Raw genomic sequence first — 15,650 nt, forward strand, 5'->3', positions numbered from 1 at the left:
CGAAAGGGCCCCGCTCCTCTTCCGAGGAGCGGGGCCCTTGCCGTTCATCCGATCCGTCAGCCGCGGATCAGGTTGCGCAGCACGTACTGCATGATGCCGCCGTTGCGGTAGTAGTCCGCCTCGCCGGGGGTGTCGATGCGGACGACCGCGTCGAACTCGACACCGGTGTCGGTGGTGACCTTCACCGTGCTCGGCGTGGTGCCGTCGTTCAGCTCCGTGACGCCCGCGATGGAGAAGGTCTCCTCGCCGGTCAGGCCGAGCGAGTCGGCCGACTGGCCGGCCGGGAACTGGAGCGGCAGGACGCCCATGCCGATGAGGTTCGAGCGGTGGATGCGCTCGTACGACTCGGTGATGACGGCCTTGACGCCGAGGAGCGCGGTGCCCTTGGCGGCCCAGTCACGGGACGAACCGGAGCCGTACTCCTTGCCGCCCAGGATGACCAGCGGGGTGCCGGCGGCCTGGTAGTTCTGCGAGGCGTCGTAGATGAACGACACCGGCGCGCCCTCGACGGTGAAGTCGCGGGTGTAGCCGCCCTCGGTGCCCGGCGCGATCTGGTTGCGCAGGCGGATGTTGGCGAACGTGCCGCGGATCATGACCTCGTGGTTGCCTCGGCGCGAGCCGTAGGAGTTGAAGTCACGACGCTCCACACCGTGCTCGGTGAGGTACTTGCCGGCCGGGGTGTCGGCCTTGATGGCACCGGCCGGGGAGATGTGGTCGGTGGTGACCGAGTCGCCCAGCTTGGCCAGGACGCGGGCGCCGACGATGTCGGTGACCGGGGTGGTCTCCATCGTCATGCCCTCGAAGTACGGGGGCTTGCGGACGTAGGTGGACTCGGCGTCCCACTCGAAGGTGCTGCCGGTCGGGATCTCCAGCGCCTGCCACTGGGCGTCGCCCGCGAAGACGTCCTGGTAGGACTTGTTGAACATGTCCTCGCCGATGGCGTTGGCGACGACGTCGTTGACCTCGGCCTCCGACGGCCAGATGTCGGCCAGGTAGACGGGCTTGCCGTCCTGGTCGACGCCGAGGGCGTCCTTGGTGATGTCCACCTTCATGGAGCCCGCGATGGCGTACGCGACGACCAGCGGCGGGGAGGCCAGGTAGTTCATCTTGACGTCGGGGTTGATGCGACCCTCGAAGTTGCGGTTGCCCGAGAGCACCGAGGTCACGGCCAGGTCGTGCTCGTTGACGGCCTTGGAGACCTCCTCCGGCAGCGGGCCGGAGTTGCCGATGCAGGTGGTGCAGCCGTAGCCGACGAGGTTGAAGCCGACCTTGTCGAGGTACGGGGTGAGGCCCGCCTTGTCGAAGTAGTCGGTGACGACCTTCGAGCCCGGGGCGAGGGTGGTCTTGACCCACGGCTTGCGGGTCAGGCCCTTCTCGGTGGCCTTCTTCGCGACGAGCGCGGCGGCGACCATCACGTACGGGTTCGACGTGTTGGTGCAGGAGGTGATCGCGGCGACGGTGACGGCGCCGTGGTCGATCGTGTAGGTGGTGCCGTCGGGGGCGGTCACCTCGACCGGGTTCGACGGGACGCCGTTGCTGACGGCCGGGGCGTCGGAGGCCGGGAAGGACTCCTCGCCCGCCTCGTCGGCGGTGGAGACGTAGTTGCGGACGTCCTGGGCGAACTGCGCGGCGGCGTTCGCGAGGACGATGCGGTCCTGCGGGCGCTTCGGGCCGGCGATGGAGGGGACGACCGTGGAGAGGTCGAGCTCCAGCTTCTCGGAGAAGTCCGGCTCGGCGGCCGGGTCCAGCCAGAGGCCCTGCTCCTTGGCGTACGCCTCGACGAGCGCGACCTGCTGCGCGGAGCGGCCGGTGAGCTTGAGGTAGTTCAGGGTCTCGCCGTCGATCGGGAAGACCGCGGCGGTGGAGCCGAACTCCGGCGACATGTTGCCGATGGTGGCGCGGTTCGCGAGGGAGGTGGCGGCGACGCCCTCACCGTAGAACTCGACGAACTTGCCGACGACACCGTGCTTGCGCAGCATCTCGGTGATGGTCAGCACCAGGTCGGTGGCGGTGGTGCCGGCGGGCAGCTCGCCGGTCAGCTTGAAGCCGACGACGCGCGGGATGAGCATGGAGACCGGCTGGCCGAGCATCGCGGCCTCGGCCTCGATGCCGCCGACGCCCCAGCCCAGCACACCGAGGCCGTTGACCATGGTGGTGTGGGAGTCGGTGCCGACGAGGGTGTCGGGGTACGCCTGGCCGTTGCGGACCATGACCGTGCGGGCCAGGTGCTCGATGTTGACCTGGTGGACGATGCCGGTGCCCGGCGGGACGACCTTGAAGTCGTCGAAGGCGGTCTGGCCCCAGCGCAGGAACTGGTAGCGCTCCTTGTTGCGGCCGTACTCCAGCTCGACGTTCTGCGCGAAGGCGTCGTGGGTGCCGAACTTGTCGGCGATGACGGAGTGGTCGATGACCATCTCGGCCGGGGAGAGCGGGTTGATCTTCGCCGGGTCGCCGCCGAGCGCGGCGACGGCCTCGCGCATGGTGGCGAGGTCGACGACACACGGCACACCGGTGAAGTCCTGCATGATCACGCGGGCCGGCGTGAACTGGATCTCCTGGCTCGGCTGAGCCTGCGAGTCCCAGCTGCCGAGCGCACGGATGTGGTCGGCGGTGATGTTCGCGCCGTCCTCGGTGCGGAGCAGGTTCTCCAGGAGGACCTTCAGGCTGTAAGGGAGGCGCGCAGAGCCCTCGACCTTGTCCAGCTTGAAGATCTCGTACGACTCGTCGCCCACGCGCAGCGTGCTGCGGGCGTCGAAGCTGTTCGCCGACACGACAGTCTCCTTCATCAATGTGCGCGTACTACCGTCATGCTGCCGCCACGACCCCTCGCCGATCCGCTAAGGTAAGGCTAAGTTAGGTAGCCCTTACCGGGCGGGCGGCCGTAGTGCGCCGTAAGCAGTTATCTCGATGTCGAGATAACTCTAGTGCATCCCCGCCCCGCGGTCATGCCCGGGCATGCCGTTTTCCCGTCCCGCCCGTCCGCCCCGGCGCCGCTCCGTCCGGCCCCGCGCACCCCGGACGCCGCACGGACTCCCCCCGCTGCCGGGTCACCGCAGGTCACCGCCGTCGGGGAGGGCGGCGAGAGCCTGGAGGAGCCGGCGCAGCGCCGGCGACGGCGGGCCCGGCCGCACCGCCAGGGAGGTGGTGACGGCGGGCGCGTCCAGCCGCCGCACCGCCACCCGGGGGACCCGCGGCACCCCGGCGACCTCGTAGAAGACCGTCCAGGACGGCGGCCCCGTCCCGATGGCCATCAGGGTCTCCTGCAGTCCGGTGAACGACGGGCCCAGGAGCGGTTCGGCCCCCGCGGCGCGCAGGGCGCCGGTGATCAGATCATGGAACGGAGGGTTCTCCTCCCGGGGCGCCAGCCGCAGCGGAAGACCGGCCGGCAGTTCCCGCCCGGTCAGCGGCCCGGCCGGCAGGGGGTGGTCCTCGGGCAGCGCCACGTACAGCGGATCGGTCCACACCGGCAGCAGCTCCAGTCCCGGCGACGCCGTCAGGCCCCGGACGAGCGCGGCATCCAGTTCCCCCGCGCGCACGGCGGCCGGCCGCTCGGCCGGGGGCAGGCGCCGCGGCCGGACGTGCAGCCCCGGCGCCGACGCCGCGAGCTCGTCCAGGAGCCGGTAGATCCGGTCGCCGGGACCGCGCACGGTCCCCAGCCTCAGCACCCCTTCCGCGCCGGAGGCGAGGTCTGCGGCCACCCGCCGCGCGCGCTCCGCGGCCGCCAGCACGCCACGGGCCTCGGGCAGCAGCCGTTCGCCGGCGCCCGACAGCCGCACCCGGCGGGTGGAGCGCTCGAACAGCGTCACACCGAGCTGCCGCTCCAGCCGCCGCACCTGCTGGCTCACCGCCGACTGGACGATCCCGAGCCGCTCGGCGGCGCGGCCGAACCCGCCCTCGTCGGCGACGGCCACGAAGTAGCGCAGCTGGCGCAGCTCCATCGACTCCTCCGATTCATCACGACCGGTGATCTCCGTCGACGACAACAGCCTCTGGTTCGCGGCTTCTTCCCCGGCTGGAATGGGGTGCGCGGCCGGGACCGTCCCTCGGCGCGCGGCACAAGACGCGGACGGAGGAGAGGACGGGATGACGACGATGGCCCCGAACACCGGAGAGACCCCGCGGGCGCTGGTCGTGCGGGCGGAGGAGGTCGAACACGTCCCCCTGCCGCACGGCGGCGGCTTCGGACTGCTGGCCGACGCCGCCGCGACCGGAGGCGCGCTCGGCGCGAACCGGCTGACCCTCGGCGCAGGGGCCGACGGAGCCGGGCCGCACCTCCACACCCGGTCGTCCGAGCTCTTCCACGTACTGGACGGCACGGTGGAGTTCCTCCTCGGCGGGACGAGGACGACCGTCGGCGCCGGCGGACTCGTCGTCGTCCCTCCCCGGATGCCGCACGCCTTCGGCGCCGTCCGCGGCTCCACCGCCGAGCTGCTGGTGGTGCTCACGCCGGGCGTCGACCGGTTCGGCTACTTCCGCGCGCTGGGACGCGCCGGACGGGGAGCGGAGGGTCTCGTCGGCCTCGCCGGTCTCGCCGCCGAGCAGGAGCGGTACGACGTCCACTTCCTGGACGTACCGGAGTGGCGGCGGGCACCGGTGGCCGGCTGACCTTCCCGAGGGGGCGGCCCCGGTGCACCCGTACGGCGGCGGGGGGATTGCCGGGGCCGCGGGGCGGGGCGACGATCGAGCCATGTTCAGCGGCGCGCATGTGATTCTCTACACCCGGGACGCGGAGGCCGACCGCGCCTTCCTGAGGGACGTCGTGGGCTTCGAGCACGTGGACGCCGGAGGAGGCTGGCTGATCTTCCGGCTGCCGCCCTCGGAGATCGCGGTGCACCCCACGACGGCGGAGCCGAAGCACGAGGTGTACCTCATGTGCGACGACCTCACCCGCACGCTGACGACCCTGTCGGACCGGGGCGCGGAGATCTCACGGGCCATCACCGACGAGGGCTGGGGCCTCCTCGCGGCCGTACGGCTGCCGAGCGGCACCGAACTGCCCCTGTACGAACCGCGCCACCCGACGGCACACGGCGATTCACCCTGACGGCCTACCCCGATGACGGGTCACATCTCATATCTGAGATAACGTGACGCCATGGCAGACGACTACCTCGTACGCATCGGCAAGCTCATCCGTGACGCCCGGCAGCACCGCGGCTGGACACAGACGCAGCTTGCCGAAGCGCTGGCCACGAGCCAGAGCGCCGTCAACCGGATCGAGCGCGGCAACCAGAACATCAGCCTTGAGATGATCGCCCGGATCGGCGAGGCCCTCGACAGCGAGATCGTGTCCCTGGGCTACGCCGGCCCCATGCACCTCCGCGTCGTCGGCCGCCGCCGGCTCTCCGGCGCCATCGACGTCAAGACGAGCAAGAACGCCTGTGTCGCGCTGCTCTGCGCCTCGCTCCTCAACAAGGGCCGTACGGTCCTGCGCCGGGTCGCCCGCATCGAGGAGGTCTTCCGGCTCCTGGAGGTCCTCAACTCCATCGGCGTGCGCACCCGCTGGATCAACGAAGGGGTCGACCTGGAGATCGTGCCGCCCGCCGAGCTGGACATGGAGTCCATCGACGCCGAGGCCGCGATCCGCACCCGCTCGATCATCATGTTCCTCGGCCCGCTGCTGCACCGCATGGACCGCTTCAAGCTGCCGTACGCCGGCGGCTGCGACCTCGGCACGCGCACGATCGAGCCGCACATGATCGCCCTGCGCCGCTTCGGCCTGGACGTCACCGCCACCGAGGGCATCTACCACGCCCAGGTCGAGCGCTCCGCCTCCCCCGACCGCCCGATCGTCCTGACCGAGCGCGGGGACACGGTCACCGAGAACGCCCTGCTCGCGGCCGCCCGCCACGACGGCGTGACGGTCATCCGCAACGCCTCCTCCAACTACATGGTCCAGGACCTGTGCTTCTTCCTGGAGGCCCTCGGCGTCCGGGTCGACGGCATCGGCAGCACCACCCTGACCGTCCACGGCGTGCCCCAGATCGACGTCGACGTCGACTACTCCCCCTCCGAGGACCCGGTCGAGGCGATGAGCCTGCTCGCCGCCGCCGTCGTCACCGAGTCCGAACTGACGATCCGCCGCGTCCCCATCGAGTTCATGGAGATCGAGCTCGCCGTCCTGGAGGAGATGGGCCTCGACCACGACCGCTCGGCCGAGTACGCCGCCGACAACGGCCGCACCCGCCTGGTCGACCTGACGGTCCGCCCCTCCAAGCTGGAGGCGCCGATCGACAAGATCCACCCGATGCCGTTCCCCGGCCTCAACATCGACAACGTGCCCTTCTTCGCCGCCATCGCGGCCACCGCCCAGGGCAAGACCCTCATCCACGACTGGGTCTACGACAACCGCGCCATCTACCTCACCGACCTCAACCGCCTCGGCGGCCGCCTCCAGCTCCTCGACCCCCACCGCGTCCTGGTCGAAGGCCCCACCCGCTGGCGCGCCGCCGAGATGATGTGCCCCCCGGCCCTCCGGCCGGCGGTGGTCGTCCTCCTGGCGATGATGGCCGCCGAGGGCACCTCCGTCCTCCGCAACGTCTACGTCATCAACCGCGGCTACGAGGACCTCGCCGAGCGCCTCAACTCGATCGGCGCCCAGATCGAGATCTTCCGGGACATCTGAGCACGCACCGGAGTCCCGTACGCCGACGGCCCCGTCGCCCCCTCGTGGGGGTGGCGGGGCCGTCGGTGCGGGTGGGGCCGGGGTCAGCGGGTGAAGAAGAAGTCGGTGGAGGCGGGGACGGAGTCGGTGGCGGTGCCGTAGTGGCCGAGGGCGAGGACGTCGAGGGTGCAGGGGCCCGCGCTCGGCACGTACTGCTGGATCCGGACGGTCTCGCCGAGGCTGGTCTGCCAGGTGCCGGAGACGCAGCTGAAGCGCCAGCGGTAGCCGCTGACGCCCTTGCCGAGGTCGGCGAGGGCGGGCTGGACGTCGACCTTGACGGCGATGCGGACGTCCTGGACGACGGTCAGCCGAGGGGCACTCAGCGGGGCGGTGAGGACCGGGGCTTCGCGGACGACGTCGACGGTGGCGGAGGGGGCGCCCTCCTCCCCCGCCGCGTTCAGGGCGACCACGTAGTAGGTGGCCCGGCCGAGGGGGGCCGTGCGGTCGGTGGCGGTGCCGGGTTCGGCGTCCGGGGAGTCGACGGCGGTCCAGAGGGGGGAGGCGGCGGTGCGGCGGTAGACGCGGTGGCCGCTCGCCGGGCCGGCGTCGGCGGCCTCCGGCAGGGTGAAGGCCAGGTGGTTGCCGTCGTCCTCCGGCACGCCGGTGACCGAGGCCGGGACCGGGACGTCGGCGGGTGCGGGGCGGGTGACGGTCACGGACTCGGCGGGCGAGACGTTGCCGTAGGCGTCGACGGCGCCGACGCGGTACACCGTCGCGGTGCCGGCCGTCGCCAGGGCGTCGTGGAGGGCCGTCCCGGTCACGAACTCGGGGCCGTCCTGGTCGGTCTCGCCGGCCGGGGCCGCGAACACCTCGTACCCCACGGTGTCGGTGGAGGCCGAGGCCGCCCACGTGACGCGGTTGCCGGCCGTGGTGCCGGTCGCCGCGAGGGAGGTGACGGGCTCGGGCGCGGTGGTGTCCGGGACGCCGGTGGTGCCGGTGGCGGAGGCCGCGGAGAGGTTGCCGGCGGCGTCACGCGCGGCGACCCGGTAGTACCACTGCTGCCGGATGTCGACGGCGGTGTCCTGGCGGGCGGTGCCGGTGACGCTGTCGACGGCCGTGGTCCAGGGGCCGGTCGGGGCCGCCGCGCGGACGACGCGGTAGCTCGTCGCCCCGGCCACCGGCTGCCAGCGGACGTCGACCGCTCCGGCGCCGACGGTCGCCGTGACTCCGGTCGGCGCGCCCGGCGGGGTCCGGTCGACGGTGGCGACGGCGAGGTCGGCGGTACCGGGGGACTCGTTGTTCGCGCGGTCGACGGCGCGGACCTCGTACAGGAAGGTCTGGCCGGTCGCGGGGGTCGCGTCGGTGTGGGTGAGACCGGTCACGGCCACCAGCGGACGGGCGGGGAACGCCTGCCCGGACAGGCGCCGGTAGACCCGGTATCCGGCGAGGTCCATCTCCTTGTTCCGCGCCCAGGAGATCCTGGTCCGGCCGGTGGCGCGGTCGTGGGAGACGGTCGCGGCGGTGGGGGCGAGCGGCTTGACCCTGTCGACGGCGGCCGCGGTGCGGGGCAGGTAGGAGAAGGCGACGTCGGCCGCGCCGGTCCAGTTCACGAAGTCGACCCGGAGCGTGTGGCGGCCCTGGGGGACGGTGAGGTTCACTGCCCCCTTGCGGGCGGTGGCGAGGTCGCTCCAGGCGCTGTACTTCCGTACGCCGTCCAGGTAGACGCGGACGCCGTCGCGGGCCGCGACCGACAGGGTGAAGGGGCCGCCGGAGCCGAAGTCGCGGGTGACGGTCCAGCGGACGCCGAACCGGTCACGGGGCAGGCCGTAGGCGGGGGCGCCGGTCCAGTGCTCGTTGACGGCGCTGTCGCAGTCGGTCCGCTTGGGGGTGCCGGTGAGGGTGGTGTTGGCGAAGTACTCCCGCTTGAAGAGCGGGGCGGCACAGGTCACCGCGGCGGAGGCCGTGGGAGCGGTGGCGAGGAGTCCGCCGGCCGCGGCGAGGACCACGGTGGCGGCCACCGTGGTCTGTCGGGCAGTTCTCAATGCGATCCTTCGGTCCTGATCCTTGCGTGTCGTGCGACAGGCGAGAGCAAGACCGTCGGGAAGGGTCCGGGGTTGTACGGCGAGCGGGGCGGGTTTCCACCGGTCAGCCGCCCGGCATCACGCCCACGCCGCCCTTGAGGCGGTCGATGTCCGACTGGCGGACCTTGATGACGAAGATGGCGACGAGGGCACCGACGACGGCGAAGACGGCGGCGGTGACGAAGCCGGCGGAGACGCCGGAGGTGAGGACCTGGTCGGCGTAGGGCGGGGGGAGCTGGCCGGTCTGGGCGAACTGGGCCTTCTCCAGGGGGCCGGCCTGGGCGAGGAAGGCGGGGACCTGGACGTCGGCCTCGTTGCGGCTGGCGGTGCCGAAGACGGTGACGAGGATGGAGAGGCCGAGCGAACCGCCGACCTGCTGCATGGCGTTGAGCAGGCCGGAGGCGGCGCCCGACTCCCTCGGCTCGACGTTGGAGAGGGCCATGATGGTGAGCGAGACGAACATCAGGCCCATGCCGAGGCCGAAGACGAGGATGGGCCCGAGGATGCTGCCCAGGTAGGTGGAGTCCACGTCGGTGAGGGTCAGCCAGGACAGGCCGGCCGCGGCGAGGATCGAGCCCGTGACCATGAAGGGTTTGGGGCCGTACCGGGGCAGCAGGTTGGACGTGAGGCCGGCGCCGACGCCGATGATGGCGCTGACCGGCAGGAACGCCAGACCCGTGGTCAGGGGGCTGAAGCCCAGCACCTGTTGCACGAACAGGGTGAGGAAGAAGAACATCCCGAAGATGGCCGCCGCCAGGCAGAGCATGATGACGTAGGTGCCCGAGCGGTTGCGGTCGGCGAACATGTGCAGGGGCGTGATGGGCTGCTGGGAGCGCCGTTCGATCAGGATGAACGCGGCCAGGAGGACGACGGCGGCGACGAACGAGCCGATCGTGTAGGGATCGCTCCAGCCTTCCTGCGCGGCCCGGATGAAGCCGTACACCAGGGCGACCATGCCCAGGGTCGAGGTGAGCGCGCCGGCGAGGTCGAAGTGGCCGGGGTGGCGCTCGGACTCCTTGACGTGACGCGGCGTCAGGAAGGCGATCACCAGGGCGATCGGGACGTTGACGAAGAAGATCCAGCGCCAGTCGAGCCACTGGACGAGCATGCCGCCGGCCACCAGGCCGATCGCGCCGCCGCCGGCCGAGACGCCGGCGAAGACGCCGAAGGCCCGGTTGCGCTCCGGGCCTTCGTCGAACGTGGTGGTGATGAGGGAGAGCGAGGTCGGCGACGCGATGGCGCCGCCGACGCCCTGGAGTGCCCGGGCGCCCAGGAGTTGCCACTCGCTCTGGGCCAGTCCGCAGAAGAGGGAGGCGAGTCCGAAGAGCAGGACGCCGAAGATGAAGACGCGCCGCCGGCCCAGGATGTCACCGGCGCGGCCGCCGAGGAGCAGCAGGCCGCCGAAGGTGAGCGTGTAGGCGTTGACGACCCAGGACAGGCTGGTCGTGGAGAAGTGCAGGGCGCTCTGGATGTGCGGGAGCGCGATGTTCACGATCGTGATGTCGAGGACCACCATCAGCTGGCAGGACGCGATGACGAACAGGGCGATGCCCTTGCCGTCGCCGCCCTTCCTCGGAGTGGCGGTCTGTGCCGGAGTCGTCGGCTTGGGTGTACTCATTGGGCGCCTCGTGCCTCGCCTGGTGAGTGAGCCGTGGGCCGGTCAGTCCACCTTTCGACACTAAGCCCGGCCCGTACGGGTCACCAGTTGATCAAGCGTGGGCGGGCTCGTCCAGGACTGCGAAGCCGTCGAGTTCGACGCGCGCCTGCTCGTCCCAGAGGCGTACGACCCCGATGACCGCCATCGCGGGGTAGTCGCGGCCCGCCAATCGGCGCCATACGCGGCCCAGTTCGACGGCGTGTTCGCGGTACTCGTCGACGTCGGTGGTGTAGACGGTGACGCGGGCGAGGTCGGCGGGGGTGCCGCCGGCGTGCCGCAGGGCGGTCAGGAGGTTGGCGAGCGCGACGGTGAACTGCTCGGGGAGGGTGTCCCCCACGACCTTCCCCGCGGTGTCGAGGGCGGTCTGCCCGGCGAGGAAGACGAACCGGGTCCCCGTGGCGGTGACCGCGTGCGTGAACCCGGCGGGCGGGGCGAGTTCGGCGGGGTTGTGGCGGTGCAGGCTCATGAGGACGTGACCTCCTCCGTACGGGGTGCGGCGGCGCGGTGCGGTGCGGCACCGGGCGCCCCTCTCCCATGGTCCTCCCTGCGGGACGCGTACAGCTCCTTGGCGATGATCGTGCGCTGGACCTCGGTGGCGCCTTCGTAGATCCGGGGCGCGCGGACCTCGCGGTAGAGGTGTTCGAGGAGGTGGCCGCGTTGGAGGGCGGCGGCGCCGTGGAGTTGGACGGCGGCGTCGACGACGTACTGGGCGGTCTCGGTGGCGAGGAGTTTGGCCATGGCGGAGCGCCGGGGCACGTCGGGGTCGCCCTCGTCGTACGCGGTGGCGGCCGCGTAGACCAGGAGGCGGGCGGCCTCGGTGCGGGTGGCCATCTCGGCGACGCGGTGGGAGACGGCCTGGAGGTCGGCGAGGACGCCGCCGAAGGCGGGGCGGGCGGCGGTGTGGGCGAGGGTCGCGTCGAGGGCGGCCTGGGCCATGCCGACGGCGAAGGCGCCGACGCTGGGGCGGAAGAGGTTGAGGGTGTTCATGGCGACCCGGAAGCCGGCGTCGGGTGCGCCGAGGAGGTCGCCGGGGCCCACGGGGACGCCGTCGAAGGTGAGCGTGCCGAGGGCGTGCGGGGCGAGCATGTCGAGGGGCTCGCCGCCGAGGCCGGGACGGTCGGCGGGGACGAGGAACGCGGTGACGCCGCGGGCGCCCGCGCCGGGGGTGGTGCGGGCGAAGACGGTGGCGAAGTCGGCCTCCGGGGCGTTGGAGATCCACCGCTTCTCGCCGTGGAGGTGCCAGCCGCCGCGTCCGTCGGGGACGGCGTCGAGGGCGAGGGCGGCGGCGTCGGAGCCGGCGCCGGGCTCGGACAGGGCGAAGGCGGCGACGGCCCGTCCGGCGGCGACCTCGGGGAGCCAGCGGGCGCGCTGGGCGGGGCTGCCGAAGGCGGCGACGGGGTGGCCGCCGAGGCCCTGGAGGGCCAGGGCGGTCTCGGCCTCGGTGCAGGTGCGGGCGAGTGATTCGCGCAGCAGGCAGAGGTCCAGGGCGCCGGCGTCGAAGACGCGGGCGAGGAGGCCGAGCTCGCCCAGGGCGGCGACCAGGGGGCGGTTGACCCGGCCGGGTTCGCCCTTCTCCGCGAGGGGCTTCAGGCGTTCGGCGGCGAGGGTGCGGAGCTCCGCACACCAGGTGATCTGTTCCGGATCGAGCGAGAATGCGGGCATGTGGGCCCTCTCTGACGCCCTCGGGCGTCTTCGTCCCTGCGCCGACCGGCGCCCTTGTCGCGAACCGTTGACTGTCGTCACCAACACGATACGCTCGTGGGGCGTCGCGCGACCCCACCACGACAGGGGGACGGACTCATGGAGCTGACACCCTCGGCCCACCTCGACACCTTCGCCCGCGACGGGCTGCCGCCGCCGGACCGGTGGCCGCGTCTCCTCTTCGACCTGCCGGAGCTCGCCTACCCCGACCGGCTCAACTGCGGGGCCGAACTCCTCGACCGCACGACGGAGCGCTTCGGCGCGGACCGGCCCGCCTTCCACGACGGCGACGGCACGGTCTGGAGCTACGGGGAGCTCAAGGACCGGGTCGACCGCATCGCCCACGTCCTCACTTCCGACCTGCGGGTCGCACCCGGCAACCGGGTCCTCCTGCGCGGCCCCACCACCCCCTGGCTGGCCGCCTGCTGGCTCGCCGTGATGAAGGCGGGCGGCGTCGCCGTCACCGTCCTGGCCCAGCAGCGCGCCCCCGAGCTGGCCGTCATGGCGGAGGCCGCCCGCTGCACCCACGCCCTCTGCGACGCCGACTCCCTCGACCAGCTCCTCCAGGCCGGGATACCAGGGCTGCGCGTCACCCCGTTCGGCGGAACGGAACCCGACGACCTGCTGGCCCTCGCCGCCCGCCACACCGGCCCCTACGAAGCCGTCGCCACGGCCGCCGACGACGTGGCCCTGATCGCCTTCACCTCCGGCACCACCGGGCGCCCCAAGGGCTGCGTCCACTTCCACCGGGACGTCCTCGCCGTCGCCGACACCTTCTCCGCCCAGGTGCTGCGCCCCCGCCCCGACGACGTCTTCGTCGGCTCGCCGCCGCTCGCCTTCACCTTCGGCCTCGGCGGCCTCGTCGTCTTCCCGCTGCGCGCCGGGGCGAGCGCGGTCCTGCTCTCCCAGGCCGGCCCCAAGCAGCTCCTCGCGGCGATCGAACGCCATCGCGCCACCGTGCTCTTCACCGCCCCCACCGCCTACCGCGTCATGCTCGACGAGCTGACCGGCGACGGCGCCCACGACGTCGGTTCGCTGCGCCGCTGCGTCTCCGCCGGCGAGAACCTGCCGGAGGCGACCTGGCGGGCCTGGTACGGGCGGACCGGCCTGCGCCTGATCAACGGCATCGGCGCCACCGAACTGCTGCACATCTTCATCGCCGCCGCCGACGGCGACATCCGCCCCGGCACCACCGGCCGCCCGGTGCCCGGCTGGCAGGCCAGGGTCGTCGACCGGGACGGCCACGGCGTCCCCGACGGCACCGAGGGGCTGCTCGCCGTCCGCGGCCCGGTGGGCTGCCGCTATCTGGCCGACCCACGCCAGTCGGAGTACGTACGGAACGGCTGGAACGTCACGGGCGACACCTACGTCCGCGAACCCGACGGCTACTTCCGCTACGTCTCGCGCGCCGACGACATGATCATCTCGGCCGGGTACAACATCGCCGGGCCACAGGTCGAGGAGGTGCTCCTCGACCACCCCGACGTGGTGGAGACGGCGGTGGTGGGCCGCCCCGACGACCTGCGCGGCCAGGTCGTGGTGGCCTACACGGTCGTACGCGACGGGGTGCCGCGCGACGCGAGCACCGCCGCCGCCCTGCGGGCCTTCGTCCGCGCCCGCCTCGCCCCGTACAAATCCCCCCGGGAGGTCGTCTTCCTCGACGCGCTCCCCCGCACCGCCACCGGCAAACTCCAGCGCTTCCGGCTCCGCGACCTGGTCTGACCGGCCTGACCGGCCCGACCGACAAGAGACCCCCTAGAGTGATCGCGTGGCCGAGCAGCACACCCCCCGTTCCCTGATCGTCTCCCTCTACGGCGCGTACGGACGGGCGCCCGACGGGGCGCCGATGCCGGTGGCCGGGGTCATCCGGCTGCTGGCGGCCGTCGGCGTGGACGCGCCCTCGGTGCGCTCCTCGGTGTCGCGGCTGAAGCGGCGCGGGCTGCTGCTGCCGGCGCGGACGGCCGACGGGGCGGCCGGGTACGCCCTGTCCGAGGACGCGCGGCGGCTGCTGGACGACGGCGACCGCCGGATCTACGCCCGCACCGAGCCCAAGCTCTCCGAGGGCTGGGTCCTGGCCGTCTTCTCGGTGCCGGAGGCCGAGCGCCACAAGCGGCACCTGCTGCGCTCCCGGCTCGCCCGGCTGGGCTTCGGCACGGCCGCCCCCGGCGTCTGGATCGCGCCCGCGCGGCTGTACGAGGAGACCCGCAACACCCTGGAGCGACTCGGCCTCTCCCCCTACGTCGACCTCTTCCGCGGCGACCACCTCGGCTACGCCGCGACGGCCGAGGCGGTGGCCCGCTGGTGGGACCTGCCGTCCATCGCCCACCTCCACGAGGAGTTCCTGGCGGTCCACGAACCGGTCCTGCACGCCTGGCGCACCGCCCCCGGCGGCGCCGAGGACGCCTACCGCGCCTACCTCCTCGCCCTCGACTCCTGGCGCCGGCTGCCCTACGCCGACCCCGTCCTGCCGGCGGAGCTCCTCCCCGACGACTGGCCCGGCCGCCGCTCGGCAGAGGTCTTCGCCGCGCTGCACGAACTGCTGCGCGACCGGGGCGCGGAGTACGTGACCGGGGTCTGACGACGGTTTGACGACCTGACGGACTCGGGATCCTTCTCGGCGTCACCCTTGCCAAAGTCATATGTGCGGCTGTTGGGTTGATGCGTTCTTCAGGTGTTCATCGTGGTGCCGGAGGAGGAGTAGAAGCGATGGATCTCTGCTGCAACGTCTACGTCACCACGGGATCCCCGTCGCGGCTGCTCAGCACCCTGTCCGGCACCCCGGGAGGCGTCCGAACCGGTCCGGACGCGGTGTGCTTCGCGGCGATGTCCGTCCAATCCGTACGCGACGAGCGGGAGACCGGCCGGGAGGACGCCACCGGCGTCGACCCGTGGTCCACGGTCCTCGCCTGCACGTCGCGGCCCGGAGCCTCGCAGGACGACGTGATCGCCACCATGGCGGACATCCTGGAAGCCCTCTGGGGCGCCGGTTTCGGGGCGGTGGCCTCCTGCGCGTACGAGGGGCGGCTGCCCCGCGCGGCCCGCGTGGAGGTCTAGGCGGCGGCCTGGACGCTGCGGCGCACCGTGCCGGCCCGGAGCAGGCAGAGGAGGCCGGCGGTGGTGAGGAGGGCGCGGACCGCGTTCCAGGCGACCCAGGGGCCTTCGAAGGCGGCGCGGGCGGCGGTGGGGTCGTGGGCGGCGGCGAGGGCGTCGTTGAGGGGGACGCTGACGGCGGCGGTGACGAGGAAGACCGCCACGGCGAGCACGAGGGCGGCGAGGGTCCAGATCCGCGCGCGGCCGGCGCGGTGCTGCCAGGCGGCCACGGCGGCGAGGAGCGGCGCCCCGAGGAACGGGGCGAAGAAGAGCGGGTTCTGGATCACGTCGTTGACGTTCCGCATCACCTCGACGTAGACGCGGTCGTCGCTCCTGGCCAGCGCCGGCATCACCGAGCAGACGTACGCGAACCACACCCCCGCCAGGATGCCGGTGGCCGCCGTCGCCGCGCCGAGGACCGCCCCGGCGCCCTTCTCTCCCGTGTTCTGTGTCATGTCCCCATTCAAGAGCGCGGGGGCCGCGGGGCCCATGCTCCCGCGTCGCAGCCGCATACGCG

Annotated in this window: 13 protein-coding genes; 6 read left to right on the forward strand and 7 right to left on the reverse strand. The window is 72.6% G+C overall.

What is annotated here, in order from left to right; all coding sequences use genetic code 11:
* Window positions 1–56 precede the first annotated feature (56 nt).
* Both acnA and AB0424_RS14905 read right to left on the reverse strand, forming a co-directional pair.
* Window positions 57–2,771: an aconitate hydratase AcnA gene (acnA, locus tag AB0424_RS14900; protein ID WP_366305361.1), complete on the reverse strand. Its 2,715-nt coding sequence runs from the start codon at window positions 2,769–2,771 to the stop codon at window positions 57–59.
* A gap of 276 nt (window positions 2,772–3,047) precedes the next feature.
* On the reverse strand, window positions 3,048–3,938 hold the full coding sequence (locus AB0424_RS14905; protein WP_366305363.1) for a LysR family transcriptional regulator: 891 nt from the start codon (window positions 3,936–3,938) through the stop codon (window positions 3,048–3,050).
* A gap of 145 nt (window positions 3,939–4,083) precedes the next feature.
* Between AB0424_RS14905 and AB0424_RS14910 the strand changes: the two genes are divergently transcribed.
* The 3 genes from AB0424_RS14910 to AB0424_RS14920 all read left to right on the forward strand — a co-directional run bounded on the left by AB0424_RS14910 (window position 4,084) and on the right by AB0424_RS14920 (window position 6,625).
* Complete coding sequence (locus AB0424_RS14910; protein WP_366305365.1) at window positions 4,084–4,605, forward strand: cupin domain-containing protein; 522 nt, start codon at window positions 4,084–4,086, stop codon at window positions 4,603–4,605.
* Between the two features lie 82 nt (window positions 4,606–4,687).
* Window positions 4,688–5,044, forward strand: coding sequence for a VOC family protein (locus tag AB0424_RS14915; protein ID WP_366305367.1), 357 nt, complete (start codon window positions 4,688–4,690; stop codon window positions 5,042–5,044).
* Between the two features lie 51 nt (window positions 5,045–5,095).
* Window positions 5,096–6,625 carry a UDP-N-acetylglucosamine 1-carboxyvinyltransferase gene (locus AB0424_RS14920; protein WP_366305369.1) on the forward strand — a complete coding sequence of 510 codons (1,530 nt, stop codon included), beginning with the start codon at window positions 5,096–5,098 and terminating at the stop codon, window positions 6,623–6,625.
* An 83-nt stretch (window positions 6,626–6,708) separates the two neighbouring features.
* On the opposite strand, the gene AB0424_RS14925 is transcribed toward AB0424_RS14920, so the two are convergent.
* From AB0424_RS14925 to AB0424_RS14940, 4 genes are all read right to left on the reverse strand, one after another.
* Window positions 6,709–8,646, reverse strand: coding sequence for a PA14 domain-containing protein (locus AB0424_RS14925; RefSeq protein ID WP_366305371.1), 1,938 nt, complete (start codon window positions 8,644–8,646; stop codon window positions 6,709–6,711).
* A 103-nt stretch (window positions 8,647–8,749) separates the two neighbouring features.
* On the reverse strand, window positions 8,750–10,303 hold the full coding sequence (locus AB0424_RS14930) for an MFS transporter (RefSeq protein WP_366305373.1): 1,554 nt from the start codon (window positions 10,301–10,303) through the stop codon (window positions 8,750–8,752).
* 91 nt (window positions 10,304–10,394) lie between these two features.
* Window positions 10,395–10,808: a RidA family protein gene (locus tag AB0424_RS14935; RefSeq protein ID WP_366305375.1), complete on the reverse strand. Its 414-nt coding sequence runs from the start codon at window positions 10,806–10,808 to the stop codon at window positions 10,395–10,397.
* The gene (locus AB0424_RS14940; protein ID WP_366305377.1) at window positions 10,805–12,004 is read right to left on the reverse strand and encodes an acyl-CoA dehydrogenase family protein; all 1,200 of its coding nucleotides are present in this window, start codon (window positions 12,002–12,004) and stop codon (window positions 10,805–10,807) included. Before AB0424_RS14940 ends, AB0424_RS14935 begins: the two co-directional genes overlap by 4 nt.
* A gap of 138 nt (window positions 12,005–12,142) precedes the next feature.
* Between AB0424_RS14940 and AB0424_RS14945 the strand changes: the two genes are divergently transcribed.
* From AB0424_RS14945 to AB0424_RS14955, 3 genes are all read left to right on the forward strand, one after another.
* Complete coding sequence (locus AB0424_RS14945; RefSeq protein WP_366305379.1) at window positions 12,143–13,765, forward strand: AMP-binding protein; 1,623 nt, start codon at window positions 12,143–12,145, stop codon at window positions 13,763–13,765.
* 46 nt (window positions 13,766–13,811) lie between these two features.
* The gene (locus tag AB0424_RS14950) at window positions 13,812–14,621 is read left to right on the forward strand and encodes a PaaX family transcriptional regulator C-terminal domain-containing protein (RefSeq protein ID WP_366305380.1); all 810 of its coding nucleotides are present in this window, start codon (window positions 13,812–13,814) and stop codon (window positions 14,619–14,621) included.
* A gap of 128 nt (window positions 14,622–14,749) precedes the next feature.
* The gene (locus AB0424_RS14955; RefSeq protein WP_366305382.1) at window positions 14,750–15,097 is read left to right on the forward strand and encodes a hypothetical protein; all 348 of its coding nucleotides are present in this window, start codon (window positions 14,750–14,752) and stop codon (window positions 15,095–15,097) included.
* Here the strand turns inward: AB0424_RS14955 and AB0424_RS14960 are convergent.
* Window positions 15,094–15,588, reverse strand: coding sequence for an anthrone oxygenase family protein (locus tag AB0424_RS14960; protein ID WP_366305384.1), 495 nt, complete (start codon window positions 15,586–15,588; stop codon window positions 15,094–15,096). The two genes, AB0424_RS14955 and AB0424_RS14960, sit on opposite strands and share 4 nt — an antisense overlap.
* Window positions 15,589–15,650 lie beyond the last annotated feature (62 nt).

The sequence above is a fragment of the Streptomyces sp. NPDC051180 genome, from assembly GCF_040689545.1.
GTDB lineage: Bacteria > Actinomycetota > Actinomycetes > Streptomycetales > Streptomycetaceae > Streptomyces.

Coding starts and splice junctions, on each gene's coding strand:
- AB0424_RS14905 (WP_366305363.1), bottom strand. CDS start 3,938: ATGGAGCTGCGCCAGCTGCGCTACTTCGTGGCCGTCGCCGACGAGGGC.
- AB0424_RS14910 (WP_366305365.1), top strand. CDS start 4,084: ATGACGACGATGGCCCCGAACACCGGAGAGACCCCGCGGGCGCTGGTC.
- AB0424_RS14915 (WP_366305367.1), top strand. CDS start 4,688: ATGTTCAGCGGCGCGCATGTGATTCTCTACACCCGGGACGCGGAGGCC.
- AB0424_RS14920 (WP_366305369.1), top strand. CDS start 5,096: ATGGCAGACGACTACCTCGTACGCATCGGCAAGCTCATCCGTGACGCC.
- AB0424_RS14930 (WP_366305373.1), bottom strand. CDS start 10,303: ATGAGTACACCCAAGCCGACGACTCCGGCACAGACCGCCACTCCGAGG.
- AB0424_RS14935 (WP_366305375.1), bottom strand. CDS start 10,808: ATGAGCCTGCACCGCCACAACCCCGCCGAACTCGCCCCGCCCGCCGGG.
- AB0424_RS14940 (WP_366305377.1), bottom strand. CDS start 12,004: ATGCCCGCATTCTCGCTCGATCCGGAACAGATCACCTGGTGTGCGGAG.
- AB0424_RS14945 (WP_366305379.1), top strand. CDS start 12,143: ATGGAGCTGACACCCTCGGCCCACCTCGACACCTTCGCCCGCGACGGG.
- AB0424_RS14955 (WP_366305382.1), top strand. CDS start 14,750: ATGGATCTCTGCTGCAACGTCTACGTCACCACGGGATCCCCGTCGCGG.
- AB0424_RS14960 (WP_366305384.1), bottom strand. CDS start 15,588: ATGACACAGAACACGGGAGAGAAGGGCGCCGGGGCGGTCCTCGGCGCG.